The sequence below is a fragment of the Burkholderia sp. USMB20 genome (assembly GCF_000949135.2).
Taxonomy (GTDB): Bacteria; Pseudomonadota; Gammaproteobacteria; order Burkholderiales; family Burkholderiaceae; genus Burkholderia.
Genome location: NZ_JTAN02000012.1, coordinates 505,945 through 532,623, shown reverse-complemented (window position 1 = coordinate 532,623; position 26,679 = coordinate 505,945). Strand labels below are relative to the sequence as shown.

At 68.9% G+C, this 26,679-nt stretch carries 19 protein-coding genes and 3 pseudogenes; 13 read left to right on the top strand and 9 right to left on the bottom strand.

What is annotated here, in order from left to right; all coding sequences use genetic code 11:
* Positions 1-34: 34 nt before the first annotated feature.
* Both PL79_RS15670 and icd read right to left on the bottom strand, forming a co-directional pair.
* Complete coding sequence (locus tag PL79_RS15670; RefSeq protein ID WP_044845582.1) at positions 35-2,263, bottom strand: NADP-dependent isocitrate dehydrogenase; 2,229 nt, start codon at positions 2,261-2,263, stop codon at positions 35-37.
* Positions 2,264-2,542: 279 nt separating this feature from the next.
* Positions 2,543-3,799: an NADP-dependent isocitrate dehydrogenase gene (icd, locus tag PL79_RS15665; protein ID WP_044845581.1), complete on the bottom strand. Its 1,257-nt coding sequence runs from the start codon at positions 3,797-3,799 to the stop codon at positions 2,543-2,545.
* A 275-nt stretch (positions 3,800-4,074) separates the two neighbouring features.
* On the opposite strand from icd, the gene PL79_RS15660 reads away from it, so the two are divergent.
* The 5 genes from PL79_RS15660 (at position 4,075) to PL79_RS15640 (ending at position 9,339) form a co-directional block, all read left to right on the top strand.
* Positions 4,075-4,653, top strand: a complete 579-nt coding sequence (locus PL79_RS15660) for a pseudouridine synthase (protein WP_044845580.1) — start codon at positions 4,075-4,077, stop codon at positions 4,651-4,653.
* A gap of 289 nt (positions 4,654-4,942) precedes the next feature.
* On the top strand, positions 4,943-5,155 hold the full coding sequence (locus PL79_RS15655) for a hypothetical protein (protein ID WP_072465376.1): 213 nt from the start codon (positions 4,943-4,945) through the stop codon (positions 5,153-5,155).
* Positions 5,156-5,315: 160 nt separating this feature from the next.
* Positions 5,316-5,816, top strand: coding sequence for a DUF192 domain-containing protein (locus tag PL79_RS15650; protein ID WP_044845579.1), 501 nt, complete (start codon positions 5,316-5,318; stop codon positions 5,814-5,816).
* Positions 5,817-6,039: 223 nt separating this feature from the next.
* Positions 6,040-8,151 (top strand): elongation factor G, encoded by a 2,112-nt coding sequence (fusA, locus tag PL79_RS15645; RefSeq protein WP_044845578.1) that lies wholly within the window; start codon positions 6,040-6,042, stop codon positions 8,149-8,151.
* Between the two features lie 177 nt (positions 8,152-8,328).
* Positions 8,329-9,339: a HoxN/HupN/NixA family nickel/cobalt transporter gene (locus PL79_RS15640; protein ID WP_044845641.1), complete on the top strand. Its 1,011-nt coding sequence runs from the start codon at positions 8,329-8,331 to the stop codon at positions 9,337-9,339.
* A gap of 1,786 nt (positions 9,340-11,125) precedes the next feature.
* Here the strand turns inward: PL79_RS15640 and PL79_RS15615 are convergent.
* A pseudogene (locus PL79_RS15615) lies at positions 11,126-11,972 on the bottom strand (aldo/keto reductase).
* A 168-nt stretch (positions 11,973-12,140) separates the two neighbouring features.
* Between PL79_RS15615 and PL79_RS15610 the strand changes: the two are divergent.
* Entirely contained in the window at positions 12,141-12,887 is a 747-nt protein-coding gene (locus tag PL79_RS15610) for a GntR family transcriptional regulator (protein ID WP_044845577.1), read from the top strand.
* Positions 12,888-12,924: 37 nt separating this feature from the next.
* On the opposite strand, the gene PL79_RS15605 is transcribed toward PL79_RS15610, so the two are convergent.
* The gene (locus PL79_RS15605; RefSeq protein WP_044845576.1) at positions 12,925-14,316 is read right to left on the bottom strand and encodes a CoA transferase; all 1,392 of its coding nucleotides are present in this window, start codon (positions 14,314-14,316) and stop codon (positions 12,925-12,927) included.
* A 139-nt stretch (positions 14,317-14,455) separates the two neighbouring features.
* On the opposite strand from PL79_RS15605, the pseudogene PL79_RS15600 reads away from it, so the two are divergent.
* A pseudogene (locus tag PL79_RS15600) lies at positions 14,456-15,684 on the top strand (citrate/2-methylcitrate synthase); the annotation flags it as partial.
* Here PL79_RS15600 and PL79_RS15595 read toward each other — a convergent pair.
* A pseudogene (locus tag PL79_RS15595) lies at positions 15,660-15,983 on the bottom strand (DUF2917 domain-containing protein). The pseudogenes PL79_RS15600 and PL79_RS15595 overlap by 25 nt on opposite strands.
* 191 nt (positions 15,984-16,174) lie before the next feature.
* On the opposite strand from PL79_RS15595, the gene mdtD reads away from it, so the two are divergent.
* Positions 16,175-17,614 (top strand): multidrug transporter subunit MdtD, encoded by a 1,440-nt coding sequence (mdtD, locus tag PL79_RS15585; protein WP_044845573.1) that lies wholly within the window; start codon positions 16,175-16,177, stop codon positions 17,612-17,614.
* A 180-nt stretch (positions 17,615-17,794) separates the two neighbouring features.
* Positions 17,795-19,069, top strand: coding sequence for an EAL domain-containing protein (locus PL79_RS15580; protein ID WP_044845572.1), 1,275 nt, complete (start codon positions 17,795-17,797; stop codon positions 19,067-19,069).
* A gap of 16 nt (positions 19,070-19,085) precedes the next feature.
* Here PL79_RS15580 and PL79_RS15575 read toward each other — a convergent pair whose 3' ends face one another.
* Positions 19,086-19,700 (bottom strand): class I SAM-dependent methyltransferase, encoded by a 615-nt coding sequence (locus tag PL79_RS15575; RefSeq protein ID WP_044845571.1) that lies wholly within the window; start codon positions 19,698-19,700, stop codon positions 19,086-19,088.
* Between the two features lie 240 nt (positions 19,701-19,940).
* The gene (locus PL79_RS15565; RefSeq protein ID WP_044848582.1) at positions 19,941-20,465 is read right to left on the bottom strand and encodes an Mpo1 family 2-hydroxy fatty acid dioxygenase; all 525 of its coding nucleotides are present in this window, start codon (positions 20,463-20,465) and stop codon (positions 19,941-19,943) included.
* An 81-nt stretch (positions 20,466-20,546) separates the two neighbouring features.
* On the opposite strand from PL79_RS15565, the gene PL79_RS15560 reads away from it, so the two are divergent.
* Positions 20,547-21,254: a Crp/Fnr family transcriptional regulator gene (locus tag PL79_RS15560; RefSeq protein ID WP_044848581.1), complete on the top strand. Its 708-nt coding sequence runs from the start codon at positions 20,547-20,549 to the stop codon at positions 21,252-21,254.
* Positions 21,255-21,395: 141 nt separating this feature from the next.
* Complete coding sequence (gene chrA, locus PL79_RS15555) at positions 21,396-22,607, top strand: chromate efflux transporter (protein WP_044848580.1); 1,212 nt, start codon at positions 21,396-21,398, stop codon at positions 22,605-22,607.
* Positions 22,608-22,717: 110 nt separating this feature from the next.
* Here chrA and sodB read toward each other — a convergent pair whose 3' ends face one another.
* Positions 22,718-23,296, bottom strand: coding sequence for a superoxide dismutase [Fe] (gene sodB, locus PL79_RS15550; protein WP_044848579.1), 579 nt, complete (start codon positions 23,294-23,296; stop codon positions 22,718-22,720).
* Between the two features lie 240 nt (positions 23,297-23,536).
* Entirely contained in the window at positions 23,537-24,919 is a 1,383-nt protein-coding gene (gene xseA, locus PL79_RS15545; protein WP_044848578.1) for an exodeoxyribonuclease VII large subunit, read from the bottom strand.
* A gap of 450 nt (positions 24,920-25,369) precedes the next feature.
* Here xseA and lpxK point away from each other — a divergent pair, with 450 nt between their 5' ends.
* Complete coding sequence (gene lpxK / locus PL79_RS15535) at positions 25,370-26,398, top strand: tetraacyldisaccharide 4'-kinase (protein WP_044848577.1); 1,029 nt, start codon at positions 25,370-25,372, stop codon at positions 26,396-26,398.
* Positions 26,379-26,582, top strand: a complete 204-nt coding sequence (locus tag PL79_RS15530) for a Trm112 family protein (RefSeq protein ID WP_006750935.1) — start codon at positions 26,379-26,381, stop codon at positions 26,580-26,582. The genes lpxK and PL79_RS15530 overlap by 20 nt, the downstream gene beginning before the upstream one ends.
* Positions 26,583-26,679: the final 97 nt, after the last annotated feature.

Genomic DNA, 26,679 nt, shown 5'->3' with positions numbered 1-26,679 from the left:
CGTTGCCAGGGCGCGCGCGGTGGCGCGGCCGGCGTCAGGCGACTGCGTCGACGATGCCGTTCAGCGTTGCGCTCGGGCGCATCGCCTGGCTCGTCAGCTCGACGCTCGGACGGTAGTAGCCGCCGATCGCCTGTGCCTTGCCCTGCGCGGCCGACAGTTCTTCCAGGATGCGCGCTTCGCTGTCGGACAGCGACTTCGCGACGCCTTCGAACTGCGCCTTCAGCGCGGCGTCCTCGGTCTGCTCGGCCAGCGCCTGCGCCCAGTACAGGCACAGGTAGAAGTGGCTGCCGCGGTTGTCGAGGCCGCCGACCTTGCGCGCCGGCGACTTGTTCTCGTCCAGGAACTTGCCGGTCGCCTGGTCGAGCGTCTTCGCGAGCACGAGCGCCTTCGGGTTCTGGTAAGCGTTGCCGAGGTGTTCGAGCGACGCAGCCAGCGCGAGGAATTCGCCGAGCGAATCCCAGCGCAGGAAGCCTTCCTCGACGAACTGCTGCACGTGCTTCGGTGCCGAGCCGCCCGCGCCCGTCTCGAACATCCCGCCGCCGGCCATCAGCGGCACGATCGACAGCATCTTCGCGCTGGTGCCGAGTTCCATGATCGGGAACAGGTCGGTCAGGTAGTCGCGCAGCACGTTGCCCGTGACCGAGATCGTGTCCTTGCCCGCGCGGATGCGCTCGAGCGAGAAACGCGTCGCGTCGACCGGCGTCATGATGCGGATGTCGAGGCCGTTCGTATCGTGATCCTTCAGGTAGCGTTCGACCTTCGCGATGATCTGCGCGTCGTGCGCACGTGCCGGATCGAGCCAGAACACGGCCGGCGCGCCGGTCGCGCGGGCGCGGTTCACCGCGAGCTTGACCCAGTCCTGCACCGGTGCGTCCTTGGTCTGACACATGCGCCAGACGTCGCCCGACTCGACCGCGTGCTCGAGCAGCACGTTGCCGGCTTCGTCGGTGACGCGCACGACGCCGTCGGCCGGGATCAGGAACGTCTTGTCGTGCGAACCGTATTCCTCGGCCGCCTGCGCCATCAGGCCGACGTTCGGCACGCTGCCCATCGTGACCGGGTCGAATGCGCCATGCTGCTTGCAGTCCTCGATCACGGCCTGGTAGACGCCCGCGTAGCAGCGGTCCGGAATCACGGCCTTCGCGTCGTACAGTTCACCGTCCGGGCCCCACATGCAGCCCGACTCGCGGATCATCGCCGGCATCGATGCGTCGACGATTACGTCGCTCGGCACGTGCAGGTTCGTGATGCCCTTGTCCGAGTTGACCATCGCGAGGCGCGGCCGCACCGCGTACTCGGCCTTGACGTCGGCTTCGATCGCTTCGCGCGTGTCGGCCGGCAGGTCCTTCAGGCGCGCGTACAGGTCGCCGATCCCGTTGTTCGGGTTGAAGCCGGCCTGCGCCAGCACGTCCGCGTGCTTCGCGAGCGCGTCGCGGTAGAACACCGACACGAAGTGACCGAACAGGATCGGGTCCGAGACCTTCATCATGGTCGCCTTCAGGTGCACCGAGAACAGCACGTCCTGCGCCTTCGCGTCGGCGATCTGCGCTTCGATGAAGCTGCGCAGCGCCTTGCGGCTCATCACCGAGGCGTCGATGACTTCACCGGCCTTCACGGCCGTCTTTTCCTTCAGCACCTTCTTCACGCCGTCCGCCGTCGTGAGTTCGATCTTCACGCTGCCGGCATCGGCGATCAGCGCCGACTTCTCGCTGCCGTAGAAGTCGCCTTCGGTCATGTGCGCGACGTGCGCCTTCGACGTGGCCTTCCATGCGCCCATCTTGTGCGGGTGCTTGCGTGCGTAGTTCTTGACCGACAGCGGCGCGCGACGGTCGGAGTTGCCTTCGCGCAGCACCGGGTTCACCGCGCTGCCCTTGATCTTGTCGTAGCGGGCCTTGACGGCCTTCTCTTCGTCGCTCGACGGCTCTTCCGGGTAGGCCGGCAGCTTGTAGCCCTGCGCCTGCAGTTCGGCGATCGCGGCCTTGAGCTGCGGCACCGATGCACTGATGTTCGGCAGCTTGATGATGTTCGCTTCCGGCTTCAGCGTGAGCTGGCCCAGTTCGGCCAGATCGTCGGAACCCTTCTGCTCCGGCGGCAGGACGTCGGCGAATGCCGCGATGATGCGGCCGGCGAGCGAGATGTCGCGCGTTTCGACGGCGACGCCCGACGAGCGCGTGAAGGCCTTGACGATCGGCAGCAGCGAATAGGTCGCGAGCGCGGGCGCTTCGTCGGTGAGGGTGTAGATGATCTTGGGCGAAGTGGACATGGTCGATGCGTTGCTACGTGAAAATTTGGGACTGAGGAGCGCCGGCGGTAACCGGCGGGGAGCGACCGGGTCGATCGCGAAAGGGGTGTGCCGGCTAGCCGGGCGGTGGTGTTGCGAGGGCCGTCATGTTCTACCTTGCAGGGCACCCGGGCCGCATCGCGGCGCCGCGGCCCGCATGCCGGACCGCCCTGCCAACAAACCTGCCGTTCATGAAACGCCCCGGCGCCGGCAGTAGGCGCCGGGGCGGCCGGCGGTCCGCCGGCCTGCCCCGGAAGGGACTTACATGTTCTCGATCAGCACTTCGCCGAAGCCGGAGCACGACACCTGCGTCGCGCCTTCCATCAGACGCGCGAAGTCGTACGTGACGCGCTTCTGCAGGATCGACTTCTCCATCGCGGCGATGATCGTGTCGGCCGCTTCCGTCCAGCCGAGGTGGCGCAGCATCATTTCCGCCGACAGGATCTCGGAACCGGGGTTCACGTAATCCTTGCCCGCGTACTTCGGCGCCGTGCCGTGGGTCGCCTCGAACATCGCGACCGAATCCGACAGGTTCGCGCCCGGCGCGATCCCGATGCCGCCGACCTGCGCGGCCAGTGCGTCGGAGATGTAGTCGCCGTTCAGGTTCAGCGTCGCGATCACGTCGTATTCGGCCGGACGCAGCAGGATCTGCTGCAGGAACGCGTCGGCGATCGAATCCTTGATGACGATCTCGTTGCCCGTCTTCGGGTTCTTCACGCGCATCCACGGGCCGCCGTCGATCAGCTCGCCGCCGAATTCCTTCTGCGCGAGCGCATAGCCGGCGTCACGGAACAGGCCTTCCGTGAACTTCATGATGTTGCCCTTGTGCACCAGCGTGACCGACTTGCGATCGTTGTCGATCGCGTACTGGATCGCCTTGCGCACGAGACGCTCGGTGCCTTCGGTCGACACGGGCTTGACGCCGATCCCCGAGGTTTCCGGGAAGCGGATCTTCTTCACGCCCATCTCTTCCTGCAGGAACTTGATGACCTTCTTCGCCTGCTCGGAGCCCGCGGCCCATTCGATGCCCGCGTAGATGTCTTCCGAGTTCTCGCGGAAGATCACCATGTCGATCTTTTGCGGCTCGCGCACCGGCGACGGCACACCCTTGAAATACTGGACCGGGCGCAGGCAGACATAGAGGTCGAGTTCCTGGCGCAGCGCGACGTTCAGCGAACGGATGCCGCCGCCGACCGGGGTCGTGAGCGGCCCCTTGATCGACACCACGTATTCCTTCAGCACCTGCAGCGTCTCGTCCGGCAGCCACACGTCCGGACCGTACACCTTGGTCGCCTTCTCGCCCGCGAAGATCTCCATCCAGTGAATCTTGCGCTTGCCCTTGTAGGCATGCGCGACCGCCGCGTCGACGACCTTGATCATGACCGGCGTGATATCGAAGCCCGTACCGTCGCCTTCGATGTAGGGAATGATCGGCTGATCGGAAACGTTGAGCGAGAAGTCCTTGTTGACGGTGATCTTGTCACCGCCCTCCGGAACCTTGATGTGCTGATACGGCATGATCGACTCCAGTGACGTGGCTGAGCAGGTGATGCTGGTCGAAACTGCGCGCGCGGCGAGGTGGCCTTGCCACCTTCGTGACGGCAACAGCGAGCCGCTATTCTAGCGCCCCAACCGGGGCCGGCGGCACGAAGCGCGACGCTGCGTATCAAGTCTTCCCTTATGTCTTATATAAGACAGAGGACTTGCCGTTCCGTATTATGCATTAAGATTCCGCCATTTGCCATAGACCGCCCGTCCCGCCGCCCCGCGGCACGCCGGGCGAGCGCCCCGCCATGACCCTGATCGCCCTCAACAAGCCGTTCGGCACGATTTGCCAGTTTTCCGCGCACGAGACGCGGCCGTCGCTCGGCGACTGGGTAACCACGCCCGGCGTCTACCCGGCCGGCCGGCTCGACGCGGACAGCGAGGGCCTGCTGCTGCTCACCGACGACGGCGCGCTGCAGGCGCGCATCGCCGAACCGCGCCACAAGCTCGTCAAGCGCTACTGGGCGCAGGTCGACGGCGCGCCGGGCCCGGCCGACCTGAAGGCGCTCGCGCGCGGCGTCGATCTCGGCGACTACGTGACGCGCCCGTGTCGCGCCGAATTCATCGAACCGCCCGAGGCGCTGTGGCCGCGCAACCCGCCGATCCGCTATCGCGCCGCGATCCCGACCACGTGGATCGAACTCGCGATCACCGAAGGCAAGAACCGGCAGGTGCGCCGGATGACGGCCGCGATCGGCTTCCCGACCTTGCGTCTCGTGCGTGTCCGCATCGGCGCGCTCGACATATTCGCGCTCGGCATTGCACCGGGCGAAACAATCGCGCTGCCGCAGCGGGCCCCGTGGGACGGTTTCACGCGCGCCGAATGACGAATTCGCGACGGGCGAATTTTTCGTCATCTTTTTCGTCAACCGCCGGCGAAGATCGTGCGTTAAACCACGCAGATGCCAACCTTAGCTATCCGGCATTGGCAGCCGAACCGGTATTTCCGTGTTTGCGTCACGAAAGCGACGTTTTCTTCGAATACGATTCGGCGCCCGCAGCGCAAAGAGAAATTTCTCGAAGCGTCTGTCAACCGAAAGGTGGATGGCACCGTTAGACGACATGACTCCTATTGCCGGGTCATTTGGTTAATTAACTAAAGCTGAGGAACACAACATGAACAAACTGATCGCCGCTCTGGTCGCTGGCCTCTTCGCAACGGCAGCATTCGCACAAGCTTCGGCTCCGGAAGCTGCTTCGGCTGCTGCTCCGGCAGCTGCTTCGGCACCGGCAAAGCACGCTGCCAAGAAGCACCACGCAAAGAAGAAGCACCACGCAGCTAAGAAGGCAGCTAGCGAAGCCGAAGCACCGGCAGCTGCTTCGAACTAAGCAAGCTGTTTGTAATAACGCAGTCAAGAACACGCAGTCTTGCCGTTCTTACGGCGTTGAAAGGCAGATCACCGCGAGGCGATCTGCCTTTTTCTTTTTTGTGCCCGCCGGCGCGCTTCGCGTACCATGCGGGTCTCGTTTTCCCGATAGGAGCCCTGCTGTGCGATTCTCCCTGCGCCCGTCGCTCGGCCGCCTTGCGCGCGCCGCCGTGTTTCCCGCCGCGCTCGCCGTCCTCGCACTCGGCATGCAGACCGCCCACGCCCAGATGCCGCCCGGCGCCAAGCAGCCGGGCGAGTTCCCGCGCGTGAAGCTGCGCGCCGGCATGTACGTGATCGACGCGGCCGTCGCCGCGAACGACGCCGATCGCGAACAGGGGCTGATGTACCGGTCGCAGCTCGCGCCGAACGAAGGCATGCTGTTCGTGTTCAACGAGAACGCCGTGCACTGCTTCTGGATGAAGAACACGCTGATCCCGCTGTCGATCGCGTTCGTCCGCGCGGACGGCACGATCACCGACATCGACGAGATGAAGGCCGAGACGACCGACAACCACTGCCCGCGCAACAACGGCGTCTATGCGCTCGAAATGAGCAAGGGCTGGTTCGCGGCGAAAGGCATCAAGCCGGGCATGAAGCTCGACGGGCTGCCCAAGGCCCAGTAATCGCCATCGCCGCGGCACCGCCGCGCATCGACCGCAGCCGGCCGCCCTGCTTGTTGGGCGCCGGCTTTTTTTTCGCCGGCCGGCGGCCGCGGCCGCCTTGATACGGCGCACCTTGCCCGCATCTGCAAAAGCCACGGACAAGCGCTATGCTTTAAATCTCGCTTGTTTCAGCCCGGGCCGGCGCCGCCGTCCCGCTTACGATCCGAACCACCAGGAGGTTCACGTGCCCCGCAAAACCCCCATCGAGCGCTATCGCAATATCGGGATCAGCGCTCACATCGATGCCGGCAAGACCACGACGACCGAGCGCATCCTGTTTTACACCGGCGTGAGCCACAAGATCGGTGAAGTGCACGACGGCGCGGCCACGATGGACTGGATGGAGCAGGAGCAGGAACGCGGCATCACGATCACGTCGGCTGCGACCACGGCCTTCTGGAAAGGCATGGCCGGCAACTACCCCGAACACCGGATCAACATCATCGACACGCCCGGGCACGTCGACTTCACGATCGAGGTCGAGCGCTCGATGCGCGTGCTCGACGGCGCGTGCATGGTCTACGACTCGGTCGGCGGCGTGCAGCCGCAGTCCGAAACCGTATGGCGCCAGGCGAACAAGTACAAGGTGCCGCGCATCGCGTTCGTCAACAAGATGGACCGCATCGGCGCGGACTTCTTCCGCGTGCAGCGCCAGATCGGCGAGCGCCTGAAGGGCGTCGCCGTGCCGATCCAGATTCCGATCGGCGCGGAAGATCATTTCCAGGGCGTCGTCGATCTCGTGAAGATGAAGGCGATCGTCTGGGACGACGAAAGCCAGGGCGTGAAGTTCACGTACGAAGACATCCCCGCGAATCTCGTCGAGCTCGCGCACGAATGGCGCGAGAAGATGGTCGAGGCCGCCGCGGAAGCCAGCGAGGAACTGCTCGAGAAGTACCTGCACGACCATGAATCGCTGACCGAGGACGAGATCAAGGCCGCGCTGCGCCAGCGCACGATCGCCAACGAGATCGTGCCGATGCTGTGCGGCAGCGCGTTCAAGAACAAGGGCGTGCAGGCGATGCTCGACGCGGTGATCGACTACCTGCCGTCGCCGGTCGACGTGCCGGCCATCCTCGGTCACGACTTCCACGATCCGGAGAAGCCGGCCGAACGTCACCCGAGCGACGACGAGCCGTTCTCGTCGCTCGCGTTCAAGATCATGACCGATCCGTTCGTCGGCCAGCTGATCTTCTTCCGCGTGTATTCGGGCGTCGTCGAATCGGGCGACACGGTGCTGAACGCGACGAAGGACAAGAAGGAGCGGCTCGGCCGGATCCTGCAGATGCACGCGAACGAGCGCAAGGAAATCAAGGAAGTGCGCGCGGGCGACATCGCAGCGGCAGTGGGCCTGAAGGAAGCGACGACGGGCGACACGCTGTGCGATCCGGCCAAGCCGATCATCCTCGAGAAGATGGAATTCCCGGAGCCGGTGATCTCGCAGGCCGTCGAGCCGAAGACGAAGGCCGACCAGGAGAAGATGGGCCTCGCGCTGAACCGTCTCGCGCAGGAAGATCCGTCGTTCCGCGTGCAGACCGACGAGGAATCCGGCCAGACGATCATTTCGGGGATGGGCGAGCTGCACCTCGAAATCTTGGTCGACCGGATGAAGCGCGAGTTCGGCGTCGAGGCGACGGTCGGCAAGCCGCAGGTCGCGTATCGCGAAACGGTGCGCACGACGGCATCCGATGTCGAGGGCAAGTTCGTCAAGCAGTCGGGCGGGCGCGGCCAGTACGGGCACGCGGTGATCACGCTGGAGCCGAACCCCGGCAAGGGCTACGAGTTCCTCGACGAGATCAAGGGCGGCGTGATTCCGCGCGAATTCATCCCGGCCGTCGACAAGGGCATCACCGAGACGCTGAAGAGCGGCGTGCTCGCGGGCTACCCGGTGGTCGACGTGAAGGTGCACCTGACGTTCGGCTCGTACCACGACGTCGACTCGAACGAAAACGCGTTCCGGATGGCCGGCTCGATGGCGTTCAAGGAAGCGATGCGCAAGGCCAAGCCGGTGCTGCTCGAGCCGATGATGGCCGTCGAGGTCGAGACGCCCGAGGACTTCATGGGCAACGTGATGGGCGACCTGTCGAGCCGGCGCGGCATCGTGCAGGGGATGGAAGACATCGCGGGCGGCGGCGGCAAGCTGGTGCGCGCCGAGGTGCCGCTCGCGGAAATGTTCGGCTATTCGACGTCGCTGCGCTCGGCGACGCAAGGCCGTGCGACGTACACGATGGAGTTCAAGCACTACGCGGAAACGCCGGCGAACGTGTCGGAAGCCGTGATCAACGCGAAAGTGAAGTAAGCACGGCGCGCCTGCGCACTGGTGCGCGGCAAGCACGAGCCCGTCCGGTTCCGGACGGGCTTTTTTTCGTCCGTCGAACGCAGCGATGCGACCGGCCGGCGACGTTTTTGATCGGCACGCCAGGCATTTTTTTCGCATGCCACAATGCATCGCGATTCGTCCGACGGAACCCTGCCGATGCCACGCCCCCCTGCCCTGCGCCGCCTGCTGATGCTGTATGCCGGCCTGATCGCCGCGAACGTCGCCGTCTGGCTGTGGGCACTCGCGGTGCTGCGCGACCATCCGCTGCTGCTCGGCACCGCGGCGATCGCGTACGGGCTCGGCCTGCGTCATGCGGTCGACGCCGATCACATCGCCGCGATCGACGTCGCGACGCGCAAGCTGATGCAGGAAGGCCGGCGTCCGGTGACGGTCGGCCTGTTCTTCTCGCTCGGCCACTCGACGATCGTGATCGCCGCGACGCTCGGCATCGCGCTGAGCGCGTTCGCGCTGCGCGACCGCTTCGACGCATTCCGCGAGATCGGCGGCACGATCGGCACGGCCGTGTCGGCCACCTTCCTGCTCGTGCTCGCGTGCATCAACCTGGTGATCCTGCGCGACGTGTGGCGGCGCTATCGCGGCGCGCCCGATCAGGCGCACGACGCCTCGCATGCACATCCGCCGGCCGGCCTCGTCGGTCGGCTGCTGCGTCCGCTGTTCCGCTTCGTGTCGAAGAGCTGGCACATGTATCCGGCCGGGGTGCTGTTCGGCCTGGGTTTCGATACTGCAACCGAAATCGCGCTGCTCGCGATCGCGGCCGCACAGGCGAGCCACGCGCTGCCGCTCTATACGGTCATGCTGTTTCCCGCGCTGTTCGCCGCCGGCATGACGCTGATCGACTCGACCGACAATGTCCTGATGATTCATGCGTACGGATGGGCGATGGACGACCCGCGGCGCAAGCTGCTCTACAACGCGAGCATCACGCTGCTGTCGGCGGCCGTCGCGCTGGCCATCGGCGGGATCGAGGCCGCCGGCCTGCTCGCCGACAAGCTGTCGTTGACGGGCCCCGTACGCGATGCGCTCGATGCACTCGGGGAACGCTTCGGCGCGATCGGTTACGGCATCGTCGCACTCTTTCTCGTCGCCTGGATCGCGTCGATCCTCTGCCATCGCTGGCCGCGCGCTGCCGACACGACGGCGCGCTAGACGTAGTCAGACGTTTCAGTTCGGAAACAAAAAGCTCACGACGACGTATCGCACGCTGTCGCGCACTACGTGCGCGCCTTGCGCCGCGGGCATAGCCGGCCGGTGGCACGAATCTCGCAATTAGGGATTCGCACGGCGGGCCCGCGTGCCGACTCGTGCTCGCGGCTGGCCTCTGGCGCCGGCCGGACACACGTCGGCCGCCGAAACGACACTGCATCGTTGCTGGTCCCCTGCTCCACACGTTGATGAACGCGCGTGTCGAGGCATCGCGCGCATCGGGAGGCCAATGATGAGCATAACGAAACAACTGTCCCGCACGACGGGACGGTGCTATCGCATGACCCTGCTGGCCGCAGCCGCGATTGCGTGCTGCTGCTCGTATGCCGTCGCGCAGGACACGACAACCGTCGTTCCTGTGACCGTGCTGCCGGGTGACGGCACTTCCACCCCCCCATCCGCCCAGATCGAGCAGAACGCGGCGCCTGACGCCACGTCCAGCGCGGACACCGTGATGATCTTGGCCGAAAACGCTGCGTCATGTGCGGCCAACCCGGCCGCTTGTGCGGTGCGTGTGTATGCCGGCGGCGGCAATGGCGGAAATGGCGGCCTCGGTAGCGGCGGAACGACCGGAAGCGGGAGCGCCAGCACGGGTAGCGGCGGAAACAACGGCAATGGCGCCGTCGGCCCCGCAGGCGTCGGCGGGACAACGGGCGGGACGAACGGCTCGGTTGGCTCGGGGGGCACCGGCCGCGGCGGCAATGCCTCCGGCAGCGGGGGCTCAGGCGGTGGTACTTCGGGCGGTGGTTCTTCCGGAGGTGGTACTTCCGGAGGTGGTACTTCCGGGGGCGGTACTTCCGGGGGCGGTACTTCCGGGGGCGGTACTTCCGGAGGCGGTACTTCCGGGGGCGGTACTTCCGGGGGCGGTACTTCCGGGGGCGGTACTTCCGGAGGCGGTACTTCCGGAGGCGGCCATGGTGGCGGTGGCGGCTCCGGCGGTGACGGAGGCCATGGCGACGGAGGCCACGGTGACGGAGGCCACGGTGACGGAGGTCACGGCGATGGAGGCCACGGCGACGGAGGTCACGGCGGTGGCGGCTCCGGCGGTGGCGGAGGCCACGGCGACGGGGGTCATGGTGGTGGCGGCTCCGGCGGTGGCGGAGGCCACGGCGACGGAGGTCACGGTGGTGGCGGCTCCGGCGGTGGCGGAGGCCACGGCGACGGAGGTCACGGTGGCGGCGGCTCCGGCGGTAGCGGAGGCTCCGGTGGCGGAGGTCACGTGGTGGCGGCCTCGGCGGTGGCGGGGCACGGTGGCGGTGGTTCCGGCGGTGTTCCGGTGGCGTTCCGGTGGCGGTTCCGGCGGCGGTTCCGGCGGTGGTTCCGGTGGCGGTTCCGGCGGCGGTTCCGGCGGCGGTTCCGGCGGTGGTTCCGGCGGTGGTTCCGGCGGTGGTCCGGCGGCGGTTCCGGCGGCGGTTCCGGCGGTGGATCCGGCGGTGGATCGGCGGCGGTTCGGGCGGCGTGTCGGGCGCGGTTCGGGCGGTGGTTCCGGCGTGGTTCCGGCGGTGGTTCCGGCGGTGGTTCCGGCACCGGCGGCCATGGCACCGGCGGCCATGGCACCGGCGGTCACGGCAACGGCGGTGGCGACGGTAATGGCAACGGTAGCGGCGGCGCTGGCAACGGTGGCGCCAATGGCGTCGGCAATGGCAATGGAAGCGGCAGTGCCGGCGGCAACGGCGGATCGTCCAGTGGCCATGGCCACTGACCGACGCGTCGCCTGCCCCCGACGCGGTCAGAGCATTTCGAGCGCGCGCTTGCTGCGCGGCGGACGGAAGTACCCGTCGAGTTGCGCGCGCTCGTCATCGCTCAACACGAGATCGAGCGCGGCGCTATTGTCCCGCACGTGCTCGATCCGCGACGTCTTCGGAATCGCGAACACGCCCGGCTGCGCAAGCACCCAGGCGAGTGCGACGCGCGTGACCGACACACCGCGCTGCCGCGCGATTTCATCGAGCGGAGAACGCTTCGGCAGCCGTCCGTGATCGACCGGGCTGTAGGCCATCGCCGGCATCCGGTGATCGGCGAGCCACGGCAGCAGGTCGAATTCCGGGCCGCGCCGCGCGATGTTGTAGAGAATCTGGTTGGTCGCGCACGCGCCCCCCGCCCGCCTCGTCGACGAGCTCGGCCATGTCGGCCGTATCGAAGTTGCTGACGCCCCAGTGGCGGATCTTGCCCGCGCGTCGCAGCGCCTCGAACCCCTCGACCGTCTCCTCGAGCGGCACCGAACCACGCCAGTGCAGCAGGTACAAGTCGAGACGATCGGTACGCAGACGCTTGAGGCTCGCGTCGCACGCGGCGACGACGCCGCGCCGGCTCGCATGATGCGGATACACCTTGCTGACCAGGAACACGTCGTCGCGCAGGCCGGCGAGCGCCTCGCCGACGAGTGCCTCGGTCGCACCGTCGCCGTACATCTCGGCGGTATCGACCAGCGTCATCCCGAGATCGATCCCCTCGCGCAATGCGGCGATCTCGTCGGCGCGGCGCGCGGGCCGCTCGCCCATTTCCCAGGTGCCCAGGCCGAGTTTCGGAATCGTCTCGCCGTCCGGCAGGACGACCGTGGCGATCGTGTCTGTCATGTGCTCCTCGCTGCGGATTCGTGGCCGCGCACCCGCGGCCGAAGCATCAAATACGACGCATCAGTGTAGTCAATCGGTGCGGCGTCCACCTGTTACGCGGCAAAAACCGGCTATAACGGCACCGCATGATGACTTAGAATGGCCGGCACCCTGATCGATACCCATTCCATGAAGGCTCCCACGGACGACCGCTGGCAGGACCTGCGCCCCGACCCCGACAACGACACGCCGCTCTACCTGCAGCTCGCCCGCAAGCTCGGCGACGCGATCCACGACAATCGCTGGGCGGCCGGCGAGGCGCTGCCGTCCGAACGCGTGCTGTCCGAAGCGCTCGGCGTGTCGCGCATTACCGCGCGCAAGGCGATCGCGCTGCTCGTCGAGCAGGGCCTGATCCGCCGCACGCAAGGCGCCGGCAACTTCATCCGGCCGCGCTACGAGGATCCGCTGTCGCGGCTGTCGAGCTTCAGCGAGATGCTCGAGCGCCGCGGCTTCAAGCCGAGTTCGCAATGGCTCGAGCGCGAAATCCAGCCCGCGAATCGCGACGAAGTGATCCAGCTCGGCCTGTCGCCGGCCGCCTCCGTTACACGGCTGAAACGCCTGCGCCTCGCCGACGGCATCGTGATGGCCGTCGAGAATTCGACGTTCCCCGCCACGCTGATTCCCGATCCGCAGGCGATCGGCGGTTCGCTGTACAGCTATCTCGAAGCGCGCGGCACGCCGATCGTGCGCGCACTGCAGCATTTCCGCGCGGTCAACGCGACCGACGAGATCGCGCAACAGATGGGCATCGCGCCGCACGATGCGCTGCTGCTGATCACGCGGATCGGTTATACGGCCGACCAGCGCGCGATCGAACTCACCGATACCTACTGCCGCAACGACTACTACGACTTCGTCGTCGAACTGCGCAAGTAACGCCGGCAATACTCACGGCGTACGGCGCCGCCGGCGCTCACAACCAGCATGCTTCGTCCGTGCCGAGCGGCACGGGCGGCCTCGAGAAGCGCGGCGGTGTCGCAGACAGGCGTTCGGCCGGACGCACGGCATCGATCGTGCCGAACGGCGACGCGCTCCGGTCGATCCGGTCGCGCACGTCGTCGAACGTGAAATCCGGCGCCCGCAGGGCGTCCGGCACCGTGCCGAACGATTGCAGCCAGCGCCCCGTCTGCGCGAGCGACAGCCGCACGTGCCAGCTCCCCCCTTGGGTCGCACGGCGCGCGAGCGCGATCATCGCGCCGAACGCCGCGAGATAACCCGTCGCATGATCGAGCGCCTGGCATGGCAGATGGCGCGGGCCGTCCGCTTGCGCGGCGTGCTGCTCGTGCCACGCGATACCGCTCGCCGACTGCACGAGACTGTCGAAGCCACGCCGCATCGACCACGGCCCTGCGTGCCCGTATGCGGACACCGACACGCAGACGATGCCGGGCCGCAGCTCCGCCAGCGCCTGCGGCGAAAACCCGCGCGCCGCGAGCGCGCCGGGGCGATAGGCCTGCAGAAATACGTCGGCGTCGCGTGCGAGCGCGCGCAATGTGGCGACACCGCCCGCCTCGCGCAGGTCGATCCACGTCGAGCGCTTGCCGCGCCCGTTGTCGATCACGAGCGACGCGATGTTCGGCAGGTGCGGGCCGTTGACGAGCAGCGTCTGTGCACCGTGCGATGCCAGCGTGCGGCCCGCGACCGGCCCCGCGATGATGCGCGTGAGATCGAGCACGCGCACGCCCGCGAGCGGCTGGTCGGGCGCGCCGCGGCCGATCGCCTCGACGGGCGCGTCACCGATCCGCTCGATCTCGAACAGCGGCAGCGACGCGAGTGCCCGTGCCTGGTCGTGCGCCGCCCATTCGTCAGGGGTTCTGATCAATGCCGCGCACAGGCCGGCCTCGGCGAGCGCGGTATCGAGGGCCGCGCCGTCCCACGTGCGGATCGCCGCGGCCACGTCATCGCGCTGCGGGCCGCTGCCGAGCACGTCGAGAATCCCGTGCAGGTGATGCGGAAAGTTCGCATGCAGCTGGATCCAGCGCCCGTCGCGTGTGTCGTAGAAGCCCGTCACCGGATGGCGCGGCTCGGGCGGCAGGCCGTCGTCCACGCGCAGGTAGCGTTCGCTGCGAAACGCGACGAGCGCGTCGCGCATCGACACGTCGACGCGCTGCGCGACGCCCGTGCGCAGCCGGTGGCATTCGGCCGCCGCGAGCCCGGCTGCCGCGATCGTCGCCGCGGCGAGCGTGCCGACGTGGAACGACGACGGCAGCGTCGGGTCCTGCCCCGCCACGGCCGCGCGGGCCAGTGCGCGCGGTTCGCCGTGCGCCAGTTGCCACAAGTGGGTCAATGCGAGTTCGGGGGTCATGGTGGAAGCGCGCCGTGGAGGAGATGCATTCGAGTCTAGAATTCGCGACAGGCGCGATCAATCTTGATTGCGCGAATCAATGCATAACGAATAGTTGTAGCCGGGCCGCGCTTCATGCGCCCCGACAGGAGCGATCGGCATGACGTCCCTCAGCGCGCCGGAAGCCGCCGGCATCCTCGGTGTCAGCGTGAGCACCCTTTACGCGTATGTGAGCCGCGGCCTGCTGCGCTCGCTGCCCGACGGCGCGAGCAAGCGCCGCCGCTACGACGCGGACGAGGTGCGCCTGCTCGCGCGCCGCCGCGCCGATGCAAAACGCGCGGGCGGCGTCGCCGAACGCTCGCTCGACTGGGGCGTGCCCGTGCTCGAATCGCGGATCACGCAAATCGCCGACGGGCGCCTGCACTATCGCGGCGCCGATGCGATCGCGCTCGCGAACGACGCGACGCTCGAGGAAACGGCGGCCCGCCTGTGGGATTGTCCGCCCGCACGGCTCGCTGCGGCAGCGCTTGCATCGACCGGTTTCGACGCCGCCCAGTGGGAAGACTGGGCCCGCCGCTGGGCCCATCTCGCGCCGCTCGAGCGCACGCTGGTGCTGCTCCCCGCCGCGGCCGCCTCGCTGCCGCGCCTGTGGGCGCAGGGGCGCGACGCGCAGTTCGACGCGGCCACGCTGCTGCTGCGCGTGACGACGGCCGCGCTGGCCGGCATCGCACCGGGCGACGCGCCCGTGCATCGACAGCTCGCCGCCGCGTGGCGGATCCGGCGGCGCGACGAAGCCGACCTGCTGCGCCGCGCACTCGTGCTGTGCGCCGATCACGAACTGAACCCGTCGACCTTTGCGGTGCGCTGCATCGCGTCGACCGGCACCCACCTGTTCGGTGCGATCGCGGGCGGGCTCGCGGCGCTGTCGGGCCCGCGCCACGGCGGCGAGACGTTCCGCGCGGGCGCCCTGCTCGACGAAGCCGCGCGGGCCGCCGACCTCGACCGCTACCTCGCGCTGCGCGTCGCACACGACGAACGCGCGGGCGGCGCACGCACGGCGCTGTCCGGTTTCGCGCATCCGCTCTATCCCGACGGCGATCCGCGCGCACGCGCGTTGCTCGACGCACTGCACGCGACGCTGCCCGCCCGGGCACCGCTGCGCATGGCCCGCGCGCTCGCCGCGCGCGTCGAGGCGGCGACCGGCCTGCGGCCGTCGATCGATTTCGCGCTCGCGGTGCTGGAGCGCACGCTTGCGCTGCCCGACGGCGCCGCGTTCACGCTGTTCGCGGCCGGCCGCACCGCCGGCTGGATCGCGCACGCGCTCGAACAGTACGCTAGCGCAAGCTCATCCGGCCCCGCGCGCGCTACGTCGGCAGCGACGCGGCGGCCTGGAGCGCGGCCGCCGCGCCATGCGGCGAGCCGCCGCCATGCGCTCGGCGCAGCCTGCACGGCCGGCGCCGCCTGCGGGCCGAACGCGAACACCGCGCCGCCCGCGCCGCGCTGATCCAAACGCGCATGCCGGGCAGCAGCGCGAGCGTCTCACCGGCATGCAACCAGTGATCGTCGGGCCGGCCCTCGATCGTCACCCACAGACCGCCGTCCGCGACCTGCAACGCGGTGCGATCGACAATCCGCCACCGCCCGGCCGGTTCGTTGCCGTCCATCTCGTAGAGTCGCAGTTCGCGCATGGCCGCCTCCGGGTCGTGTGGGTTCGATGACGCCAGTATTTCGGACAGTGGCGACCCACGGACAGATACGCCTGCAGACACTTTCGACTGAACTGTACCGGTCCGCCGCCGGACAGGCGTCCGGACCGATCCTGCGTGGCGCGGCGGCTTTGCCTACAATGGCGGCTGTCCCGCGCCACCGGTCCGTCCCCATGTTCCAACGCCCGCCCGCCGCCGCTCCCGGCGAAAAGAACCTCACCATAATGCTCTGGCTCGTTGCGACGGGCTTCTTCATGCAGACGCTCGATGCGACGATCGTCAACACGGCGCTGCCGTCGATGGCAGTGAGTCTCGGCGAATCGCCGCTGCGGATGCAGTCGGTCGTGATCGCCTACTCGCTGACGATGGCGGTGATGATTCCCGTCTCGGGCTGGCTCGCGGACACGTTCGGCACGCGGCGCGTGTTCTTCAGCGCGATCCTGGTGTTCTCGCTCGGTTCGCTGCTGTGCGCGAACGCGCATACGCTGTCGCAGCTCGTCGTGTTCCGCGTCGTGCAGGGGGTGGGCGGCGCGATGCTGCTGCCGGTCGGGCGGCTGGCCGTGCTGCGCACTTTCCCGGCCGAACGCTACCTGCCAGCACTGTCGTTCGTCGCGGTTCCCGGGCTGATCGGGCCGCTGATCGGGCCGACGCTCGGCGGCTGGCTCGTGAAGATCGCGTCGTGGCACTGGATCTTCCTGATCAACGTGCCGGTGGGCGTCGCCGGCTGCGTCGCGACCTTCTACTCGATGCCCGACGCGCGCAACCCGGCCGTCGGCCGCTTCGACCTGAAGGGCTATCTGCTGCTGACGATCGGGATGGTCGCGATCTCGCTGTCGCTCGACGGGCTCGCCGATCTCGGGATGCAGCACGCGGCCGTGCTCGTGCTGCTGATCCTGAGCCTCGCGTGCTTCGTCGCGTACGGGCTGTACGCGGTGCGCGCGCCGCAGCCGATCTTCTCGCTCGAGCTGTTCAAGATCCATACGTTCAGCGTCGGCCTGCTCGGCAACCTGTTCGCGCGGATCGGCAGCGGCGCGATGCCGTACCTGATCCCGCTGCTGCTGCAGGTGAGCCTGGGCTATTCGGCATTCGAGGCCGGGCTGATGATGCTGCCGGTCGCGGCGGCCGGGATGTTCTCGAAACGGATCATCACGCGCCTGATCACGCAGCACGGCTACCGCAAGGTGCTGCTCGCGAACACGATCATGGTCGGGGTGATGATGGCGAGCTTCGCGCTGATGCGCGACACGGTGCCGGTGTGGGTGAAGGTCGTCCATCTCGCGCTGTTCGGCGGCTTCAACTCGATGCAGTTCACCGCGATGAACACGCTGACGCTGAAGGATCTCGGCACCGGCGGCGCGAGCAGCGGCAACAGCCTGTTCTCGCTCGTGCAGATGCTGTCGATGAGCCTCGGTGTCACGGTCGCGGGCGCGCTGCTGGCCACCTTCACCGGGATGCTGCGCACGGTGACGCCGAGCAACACGCTGCCCGCGTTCCATGCGACCTTCATCTGTGTCGGGATCATCACGGCCGCGTCCGCGTGGATCTTCGCGCAACTCGCGCCCGACATCCGCGGGGGCACGCAGCACAAGACCGATCCGTCCGAACGCGCGTGACGCACGGCGCGCGCCGCCGCAATCGCCACGGCGGCGCGCCGCGCACCATGTCGGTGCAGCACGGCTGCACCGCGCGCGCCCTGCCGGCCGCGACGGCCCGCCGCACGGGGCACGATGCCGTGCATGCTTCTTGCTCGCCTATTCTGTAGGTAAACTGGCAGTCTTCCTTCGGCCGACATCATGAGCATGATCGACATCGATCCACCCGGCTTCCAGCCGCCCCGCCCCGTCGCCGGCGACGACGGGAAGCGGCGCACCGTGCTGTACGGCGCATACACCGTGTTCAGCGTGTTCCAGCCCGTTTTCTCGGTGTCGCACCGCCGCGCGATCGGCTATCACGCGTCGCTGCGCGCGCACGACGAGGACAGCCGCCAGGTCGCGTCGCACGAGGTGTTCACGCAGGCGGCGCGGCGCGGCGACCTGCTCGAGCTCGGCCGGCTCGCCGAATCGCTGCATCTCGGCAACTTCCACGCGTTCGACAGCCACGACGAATGGCTCTTCCTGAGCCTGCACCCGGCGGCACTGATGGACACCGTCTACGGCGACGCGCTGCTCGCCAACCTGAAGGCGCTCGGCCTGCCGCCGCATCGCGTGGTGCTCGAGGTGCCCGAGCAGGCGGGCGGCGAGACGCCGCGCTATGCGGCGATCGTCGACGGGCTGCGCAAGGCCGGCTTCCTGATCGCGCTCGGCGGCTTCGGCGCGAAACATTCGAACATCGACCGCGTGTGGCACCTGCACCCCGACATCGTCACGCTCGACCGCGGGATCCTCGCGCAGGCGAGCGAACACTCGCATCTCGAACGCGTACTGCCCGGGCTCGTGTCGCTGCTGCACGAATCCGGCCAGCTCGTGCTGATGGGCGGGCTCTCGACCGAGCGCGACGCGATGATCGCGCTCGAATGCGACGTCGATTTCGTGCAGGGACAGTACTTCGCGGGGCCGAGCGTCGACCCCGTGCAACCGCAGGCCGCCGCAGGCTGCATGGATACGCTGTCGGCCGCGTTGCGGCTGCGCGTCGCGCAACGCGAGCGCACGCAGGCCGAACGCCTCGCGCCGTATGTCGCCGCGCTGGAGGAAGCCAGCCGGAAGCTCGTCGCGGGCGAATCGCTGATCGACGCGGCCGGCGCCGTGCTCGGGTTGCCGGAAACCGCGCGCTGCTTCCTGCTCGATGCATCGGGCCGCCAGATCGGCGACAACGTGCTCGCGCGCGGCAGCGTCTCGCAGCGGGCAAAGCGCTTCCGGCCGCTGCTGCATTCGGAAGGCGCGAGCTGGGAGCGCCGCCCCTACTTCATCCACGCGATGCGCGCGCCCGGCCGCGTGCATCTGACGCCGCCGTACCTGTCGATCAACGAAGCGCACCTGTGCGTGACCGCATCGATCGCCGCGCCGGCCGCGACCGGCATGCAGGTGCTGTGCGTCGACATCAACTGGGAAGCGGCACTCAGCCGCGAATGAGTTCGCGCGGCCGCGCTCACGCGGCGCCGTCGAGGGCGTTGGCGCGGCGCGCGATCAGCCGGTGCACGCGCTTGCCGGACGACGCGCTGACCACCTCGTGCTCGTCGATCACGTGCATGCCGGCGCCGAGCGCCGCGTGCATGCGCGCCGAATCGAGCGGCGTATACAAGCGGCCGCGCTCGTCGCGCAGCGCGCCGTTGCCGGCCACCCGCCAGCTCAGGTACAGCGTGCCGCCGGGCATCAGCAGCGCGGCCAGCCGCGCCGCCGCCGCTGCAGCATCCGCCTGTTCGAGGTGCATGACGACCGTCTCGCACAACACGTTTCGAAACGCGCCGGCCGGCACGCCGGCGAGCGCCGGCAGCGCAGCCAGCTCGAAGGTCAGCGACGGATGGCGCAAGCGCGCCTCGGCAAGCAGCGCGGCGCTCGCATCGTAGCCGCGCACGTCGAATCCGCGCGAAGCGAGCCACGCGGTGTCGCGTCCCGCACCGCAGCCGACGTCGGCCGTCGGCCCGGGCGAGAAATATTGCTCGAGCAGCGCATACATGTCGTCGGGGGCGGCCTGGTCGAGCCAGTCCTGCGCGTATTGCGCGGCATGGGCTTCGTAGGCATCGAGAGTCGGGCGATCCACCATGGCGATTGCTCCGCGTACGCGTCCTGTCGTGCGACGCACCCCGCATCTTAGCCGTTGCGCGTCGCGCGTGGGATGGCGGGCGACGCGCGGCCCCGCGCCGCTCGCAGGTCGCCGGCGCGGTCAGTTCGGCCCACGGCGCATCGCCGCGCCAGGGCCGGCCGCGATGCCGCCGCGAACCGGCCGCCGAGGGCGCAGCCGACCGCGTCCGCGCCGAACCCGCAGGCCGACGCGGCCGACGCGTCAGACATGCGAATGCGCGCCGCCGTGCACGGGCCCCGCGCGCCGCTCGACCTCGCGGCGCACGTCGCCGCGCAGGCCCGCGAAAAACGCGACTTCGGCGACGACGAACAGCGGCCCGACCATCAGCCCGACCAGGTCGTCGACGAACGCGGGCTTGCGCCCCTCGAACCAGTGCCCGACGAACTGCACGATCCAGCCGACCACGAACGCGCCGATGCCGATCCCGAGCCATTGCGCGGTCGGCAGCAGCGCGAGCGTCTGCGCGGCCCACAGGCCGAGCGCGAACAGCGCGGTCATGACCGCCCCGAAGCGCAGGTCGAGGCGCAGGTAGAACACCGCGAACGCCACCGCGAGCAGCAGCGCCGGCGACAGCGCGACACCGGCCAGCGTACCGAGCGCCGGCCGCGACAGCAGCACCTCGACCGCGAACACGATCATCGGAATGCCGACCAGATGCGTCGCGATGTTGCGTGCGTCGCGATGGTAGGCCGCATACTGGGAAAGGTGGTCTTCGAGCGTCTTCATGGCGTCTCCTGAACGATCATTGGGCGCTATGATGCGCGTCACGCCCAGGAACCTCTGTCAGCTACCCGACATCGCGTGCCCATGCCCTCGCCGCTCGCCCCGTACCTGCCGCAGATCGAAGCGCACCCGTGGTTCGCCGCGCTGCCGCGGGCATTGCGCGACGACCTGCTCGCCCGCGCCGCGTTGCGGCACCTGCCGGCCGGCCACGCGCTGTTCCGCCGCGGCGACCCGCCATGCGGGCTGTATGCGGTGCTGGCCGGCGCCCTCACCATAGGCGCGGTCGATCCGCAGGGCAAGGAAGCGCTGCTGACGGTCGCCGAACCCGTCACGTGGTTCGGCGAGATCGCGCTGTTCGACGGCCAGCCGCGCACGCACGACGCGATCGCGCTCGACGACACGCTCCTGCTGCACGTCCCGCAGCGCGCGCTGCTCGCGATTCTCGACACGACGCCGCAATACTGGCGGCAGTTCGCGCTGCTGATGGCGCAAAAGCTCCGGCTGAGCTTCCTGACCGTCGAATCGATGAGCGTGATGCCGGCCGCGCAGCGGCTTGCCGCACGGCTGCTGATGATCGCCGACGGCTACGGCGGGATCAGCGCCGGCCGCACGCGCATCCGGCTGTCGCAGGAAAAGCTCGCGGCGATGCTGTCGCTCACACGGCAGACCACCAACCAGCTGCTGAAGGCGCTGCAGGCCGACGGCGTCGTGCGGCTGCATGTCGGCGAGATCGAACTCGTCGACGTCGATGCGCTGCGCCGGGCGAGCGGGCTGCCTGACGGCACTCACTGACGGCACGCACTGACGACGCGCCGCCTCCGTCCTGACGCGCCCGTCGTGACGCCATCGAGCGATCGCCGCAACGCCGCATTCCCGCCGTCATCGCTTCGCGCTATCGTGGCGGCTCGTTCGTCCTTCTCCCCGCACACGCGCTTGAACACGTCCACCCTTACCGCCCCTTCCCGCCACGCGTGGCCTGTCTTCGTCGCGTTCCTGCGGCTCGGCCTCACGTCGTTCGGCGGGCCCGTCGCGCATCTCGGCTACTTCCGCGACGCGTTCGTCACGCGGCGCGGCTGGCTGACCGAACGCGCGTATGCCGATCTCGTCGGCCTGTGCCAGTTCCTGCCGGGGCCGGCGAGCAGCCAGGTCGGGATGGCGATCGGCCTGTCGCGCGCGGGTTATGCAGGAATGTTCGCCGCGTGGCTCGGCTTCACGCTGCCGTCGGCGTTGCTGATGATGCTGTTCGCACTCGGCATGCACGCAGCGGGCATGCCGGTCGCGGCCGGCGCGCTGCACGGGCTGCGGATCGTGTCGGTCGCGGTGATCGCGCAGGCGGTGTGGGGCATGGCGCGCACGCTGTGCCCGGATGCGCGCCGCGCCACGCTGATGGCGGTCGCGGCCTGCCTCGCGCTGCTCGTGCCGGCCCCATGGCTGCAGGTGGCCGTGATCGTCGCCGCCGGCGCGGCCGGCTTGGTACTGTTGCCGCAGCCCGAGCGCGGCGCGCACGATCCGCTGCCGCTGCACGTGTCGCATCGCGCGGGTGCGCTGTGGCTCGTGCTGTTCGCCGCATTGCTCGTCGCGTTGCCGTTCGCGGCGGGCGCGCTGCATTCGCACCCCGTCGCGGTGGCCGACGCATTCTTTCGCACCGGCGCGCTGGTGTTCGGCGGCGGGCACGTCGTGCTGCCGCTGCTGCAGGCGGCCGTCGTCGCGCCGGGCTGGGTCGGCGATTCGGCGTTCCTCGCCGGCTACGGTGTCGCGCAGGCCGTGCCGGGGCCGCTCTTCACGTTCTCGGCGTTCCTCGGTGCGTCGCTGCGCGACGCGCCGAACGGCTGGCTCGGCGCGACGATCGCGCTCGTGTCGATCTTCGCGCCGTCGTTCCTGCTCGTCGCGGGCACCGCGCCGTTCTGGGAACGCCTGCGCCGCAGCACGCGCATGCAGGCCGCGCTCGCGGGCGTGAACGCGGCGGTGGTCGGGCTGCTGCTCGCCGCGCTGTATCACCCGGTGTGGAGCGAGACGATCGTGTCGCCGCGCGACTTCGCGGCGGCGCTCGTCGCGTTCGTCGCGCTCGTGTTCTGGCGGGTGCCGCCGTGGGCCGTCGTGATCGCGAGCGCGGCGCTCGGCTGGTTGGCGACGACGCTCGCGTGATCCGGCAAGTGCCACGCATCGATTCCCGCCCGACAAAAACAAAAAAGCCCTCGTGACGAGGGCTTTTCTTCGGGTGCCGCGCGCCGCAACGGCGCGCAGTACGCATGGACTTACGCGAAGTTCTTCGCTGCGAAGTCCCAGTTCACGATGTTCCAGAACGCTTCGACGAACTTCGGACGTGCGTTGCGGTAGTCGATGTAGTACGCGTGTTCCCACACGTCGATCGTCAGCAGCGGCTTGTCGGCCGTCGTCAGCGGCGTGGCGGCGTTGCTCGTCGACACGATGTCGAGCGAACCGTCGGCCTTCTTCACGAGCCATGCCCAGCCCGAACCGAACGTGCCGACTGCGGCCTTCGTGAACGCTTCCTTGAACGCGTCGTACGAACCCCACTTCGCGTTGATCGCGTCGCCCAGCGCGCCCGACGGTGCGCCGCCGCCGTTCGGCGACAGGCTGTTCCAGAAGAACGTGTGGTTCCAGATTTGCGCGGCGTTGTTGAAGATGCCGCCCGACGACTTCTTCACGATCTCTTCCAGCGACAGGTTTTCGAATTCCGTGCCCGGGATCAGATTGTTCAGGTTCGTCACATAAGCCTGATGATGCTTGCCGTAGTGGTACTCGATCGTCTCTTTCGAGATGGTCGGCGCGAGTGCGTCTTCAGCGTACGGGAGCGGCGGGAGCGTATGAGCCATGGCGATTCCTTCGTTGAGTATGTAGGGAGGCTGTGTTGAATGCTGCCGAGCGTCCGATTGTAGGCGAGTCCGAATATCCCCGCAAACTCACGGGCATTTATCCGCGGTATGCAGAAAATCGGCGTTCCCGCTTCATCCGGCAGGACCAGAAGACGGATGCGCAGCATCCGTTCCCGCGCCGGGCGCCGGACCATCCGGAGCGCCGGACGCGCGACCTTCGTTCCGCTTACGCCGCCGCCGTCAGATCGTGTCGGTCAGCCGCGGCTGCACGTCGGCGAGCGATACGTCGGCCGAGCCTTCGGCGAGATGCACGGTCAGGCGGCGCTGCGGTTTCAGCGCGTTCGGCGCGCGCACCGCGCGGCCGGTCTGCGTGTCGATCAGCGCCGCGTAGCCGCGCTCGAGCGTGCGCTGCGGGCTCAGCACCTCGAGCCGCGCCGCGCAGGCCGACACGCGCGCGGTATCGCGCTCGTGACGGCGCTGCAGCGCCACCGCGAGACGTTGCGACAGCCCGGCGAGTGCCTGACGCGCCTGCGCCGGGTCGGGCCGCGCGCGCTGCCAGCGCAATTGCGCGAGCGCGAAACGCGCACGCGCGTCGCGCACCGGCCGCGACGCGGCCGAGGCGAGCCGCACCGCCAGTTGCTCGACGTGGGTACGCTGCCGCTGCAGCCGCTCGGCCGGGCTGACGAGCCGGCGCGCGAGCCAGTCGAGCTGCTGCGCACGCTGCTCGAGCCCGCGTTCCAGGCTGCGCGCAAGCGCGCGCTGCCGGTCGGCCACCTCGCGCAACAGCAACGCGCGCTGCGGACTGGCGAGCTCGGCCGCGCCGGTCGGCGTCGGCGCGCGCAGGTCGGCCGCGAAGTCCGCGATCGTGAAATCGGTTTCGTGGCCGACGCCGCTGACGACCGGCAGTTCGCTCGCCGCGATCGCACGCGCGAGCGCTTCGTCGTTGAACGACCACAGATCCTCGATCGACCCGCCGCCGCGACAGACCAGCAGCACGTCGACCTCGCGCCGCGCGTTCGCCGCCTGCACGGCCGCGACGAGCTTCTCGGCGGAGCCCGCACCCTGCACGGGCGCCGGATAGACGATCACCGGGATGTGCGGCGCGCGGCGCGCGAGCGTGGTCAGCACGTCGCGCAGCGCGGCGGCCTGCAGCGACGTGACGATGCCGATCGCGCGCGGGTGCGCCGGCAGCGGCCGCTTGCGCTCGGGCGCGAACAGGCCTTCGGCCTCGAGCTGCGCCTTCAGCCGCAGGAATGCCTCGTACAGGCGCCCCTGGCCGGTCCGCCGCACGGCCTCGACGTTGAGCTGCACTTCGCCGCGCGGCTCGTACATCGTGACGACCGCGCGCACCTCGATCCGGTCGCCTTCGCGCGGCGTGAATTCCGCGTACTGCGCGCGACCGCGGAACATCACGCAGCGCATCTGCGCCTGCTGGTCCTTGATCGAGAAATACCAGTGGCCGCTCGCGGCGCGCGTGAAATTCGACACTTCGCCCGAAATCCACAGCAGCGGAAACGAGCGCTCGAGCATCGTCGAAATCGCGCGATTGAGCGCCGAAACGGGAATCACTTCGTCGCCGCCGCGGGTCGCGCCGGGAGCGGAAAAAGGAGAGTCGGAAAGCATGGGCGGTCGGATGAATGCTGGCGGCGACACGATAGTCCGACACGCGCGCGGCGTCCAGCGCCGGCCGCCCGCGCTGCACCATTTGGAAGGTGTCCACACTCTGGCAATCGTCCATCAAAAACGCTTCAAAACCGCGGAAAAACCCAGACGATTCCTCACAACGCATTGATTTTTATAGTTTTTTAAACCTTGCAGTTTGATTTGCCGCCGATTCGATGTCCGCCCGGCGGGCGTTTCACGCGGACAGGCCGGGAGTTTTTCACAGAGTTATCCACAGCCCGTTCCGTTCCGGCCCCATCGGGTGCGTCGCCCGGCCGCGCTTGCCGCGCCCGCGTGCGGCGCGCTAGAGTGCCGCCTTCCGAACCCCTAGCGGCATGCGCCGCCCCACGGAGAATCCGTCTTGACGAATCCGTCCCACGCCGCGGCGCACGACGCGCCGCGCCCGGCCCGATGAGCGCGCCCGGCGGCCCGCTCGCGCGGCTCGAAGCGCGCCTCACGCGCGAATGGCAGCGACGCGGCGCCCTCGCGTGGGCGCTCACGCCGTTCGCGTGCGTGTTCGGCCTGTGCGCGGCGCTGCGCCGCACGGCCTACGCGCAGGGCTGGAAGCAACCGGTCGACGTCGGCGTGCCCGTCGTCGTGGTCGGCAACGTGACCGTCGGCGGCACCGGCAAGACGCCGACCGTGATCGCGCTCGTCGACGCGCTGCGCGCGGCCGGCTTCACGCCGGGCGTCGTGTCGCGCGGCTACGGCGCGAACGTGACGGCGCCCACCGCGGTCACGCCCGCGTCGCGCGCGAGCGCGGCCGGCGACGAACCGCTGCTGATCGCGCGCCGCACCGGCGCGCCCGTGTGGGTGTGCCCCGACCGCGTCGCGGCCGCGCAGGCGCTGCGCGCCGCGCACCCGGACGTCGACGTGATCGTCAGCGACGACGGCCTCCAGCACTACCGCCTCGCGCGCACGGTCGAGCTCGTCGTGTTCGACCACCGGCTCGGCGGCAACGGCTTCCTGCTGCCGGCCGGGCCGCTGCGCGAGCCGCTGTCGCGCCACCGCGACGCAACGCTCGTCAACGATCCGTACAGCGGCGCGCTGCCGCCATGGCCCGACACCTATGCGCTCGCGCTCACGCCGGGCGCCGCGTGGCACCTCGACCAGCCGGCGCTGCGCCGCCCGCTGTCGCAGTTCGCGCACGAGCGCGTGCTCGCCGCGGCCGGCATCGGCGCGCCGGAACGCTTCTTCGCGACGCTGCGTGCGGCCGGCCTCGCGCCGGCGACGCGCGCGCTGCCCGACCATTACGCGTTCGCCGACAATCCGTTCGTCGACGACGCGGTCGATGCGATCCTGATCACCGAGAAGGATGCAGTAAAATTGGGCGCTTCCTGGCGCGACGCTCGGCTGTGGGTCGTCCCCGTCGAAGCCGCGCTCGATCCTCGCCTCATTGCCCTCGTTGTGGAGAAACTCCGTGGACGCTCGCCTGCTTGAAATCCTTGTGTGCCCTATCTGCAAAGGCCCGCTCCACTATGACCGCGCCGCGCAGGAGCTGATCTGCAACGCGGACAAGCTCGCCTACCCGATCCGCGACGGCATCCCCGTGATGCTCGTCGACGAAGCACGCCAGACCGTCGAAGGCACGCCGGTCGATCCCGCCGGCCCGGCCGGCAGCTAAACGCCGCACCGCTGCACCGGCGCCCGGCCGCGCTTCTTCGCGGCCGCGTGCCGGCCCTGCCGGGCGGCCCGCCTTCGACGCGCCGCCCGCCCCGCTC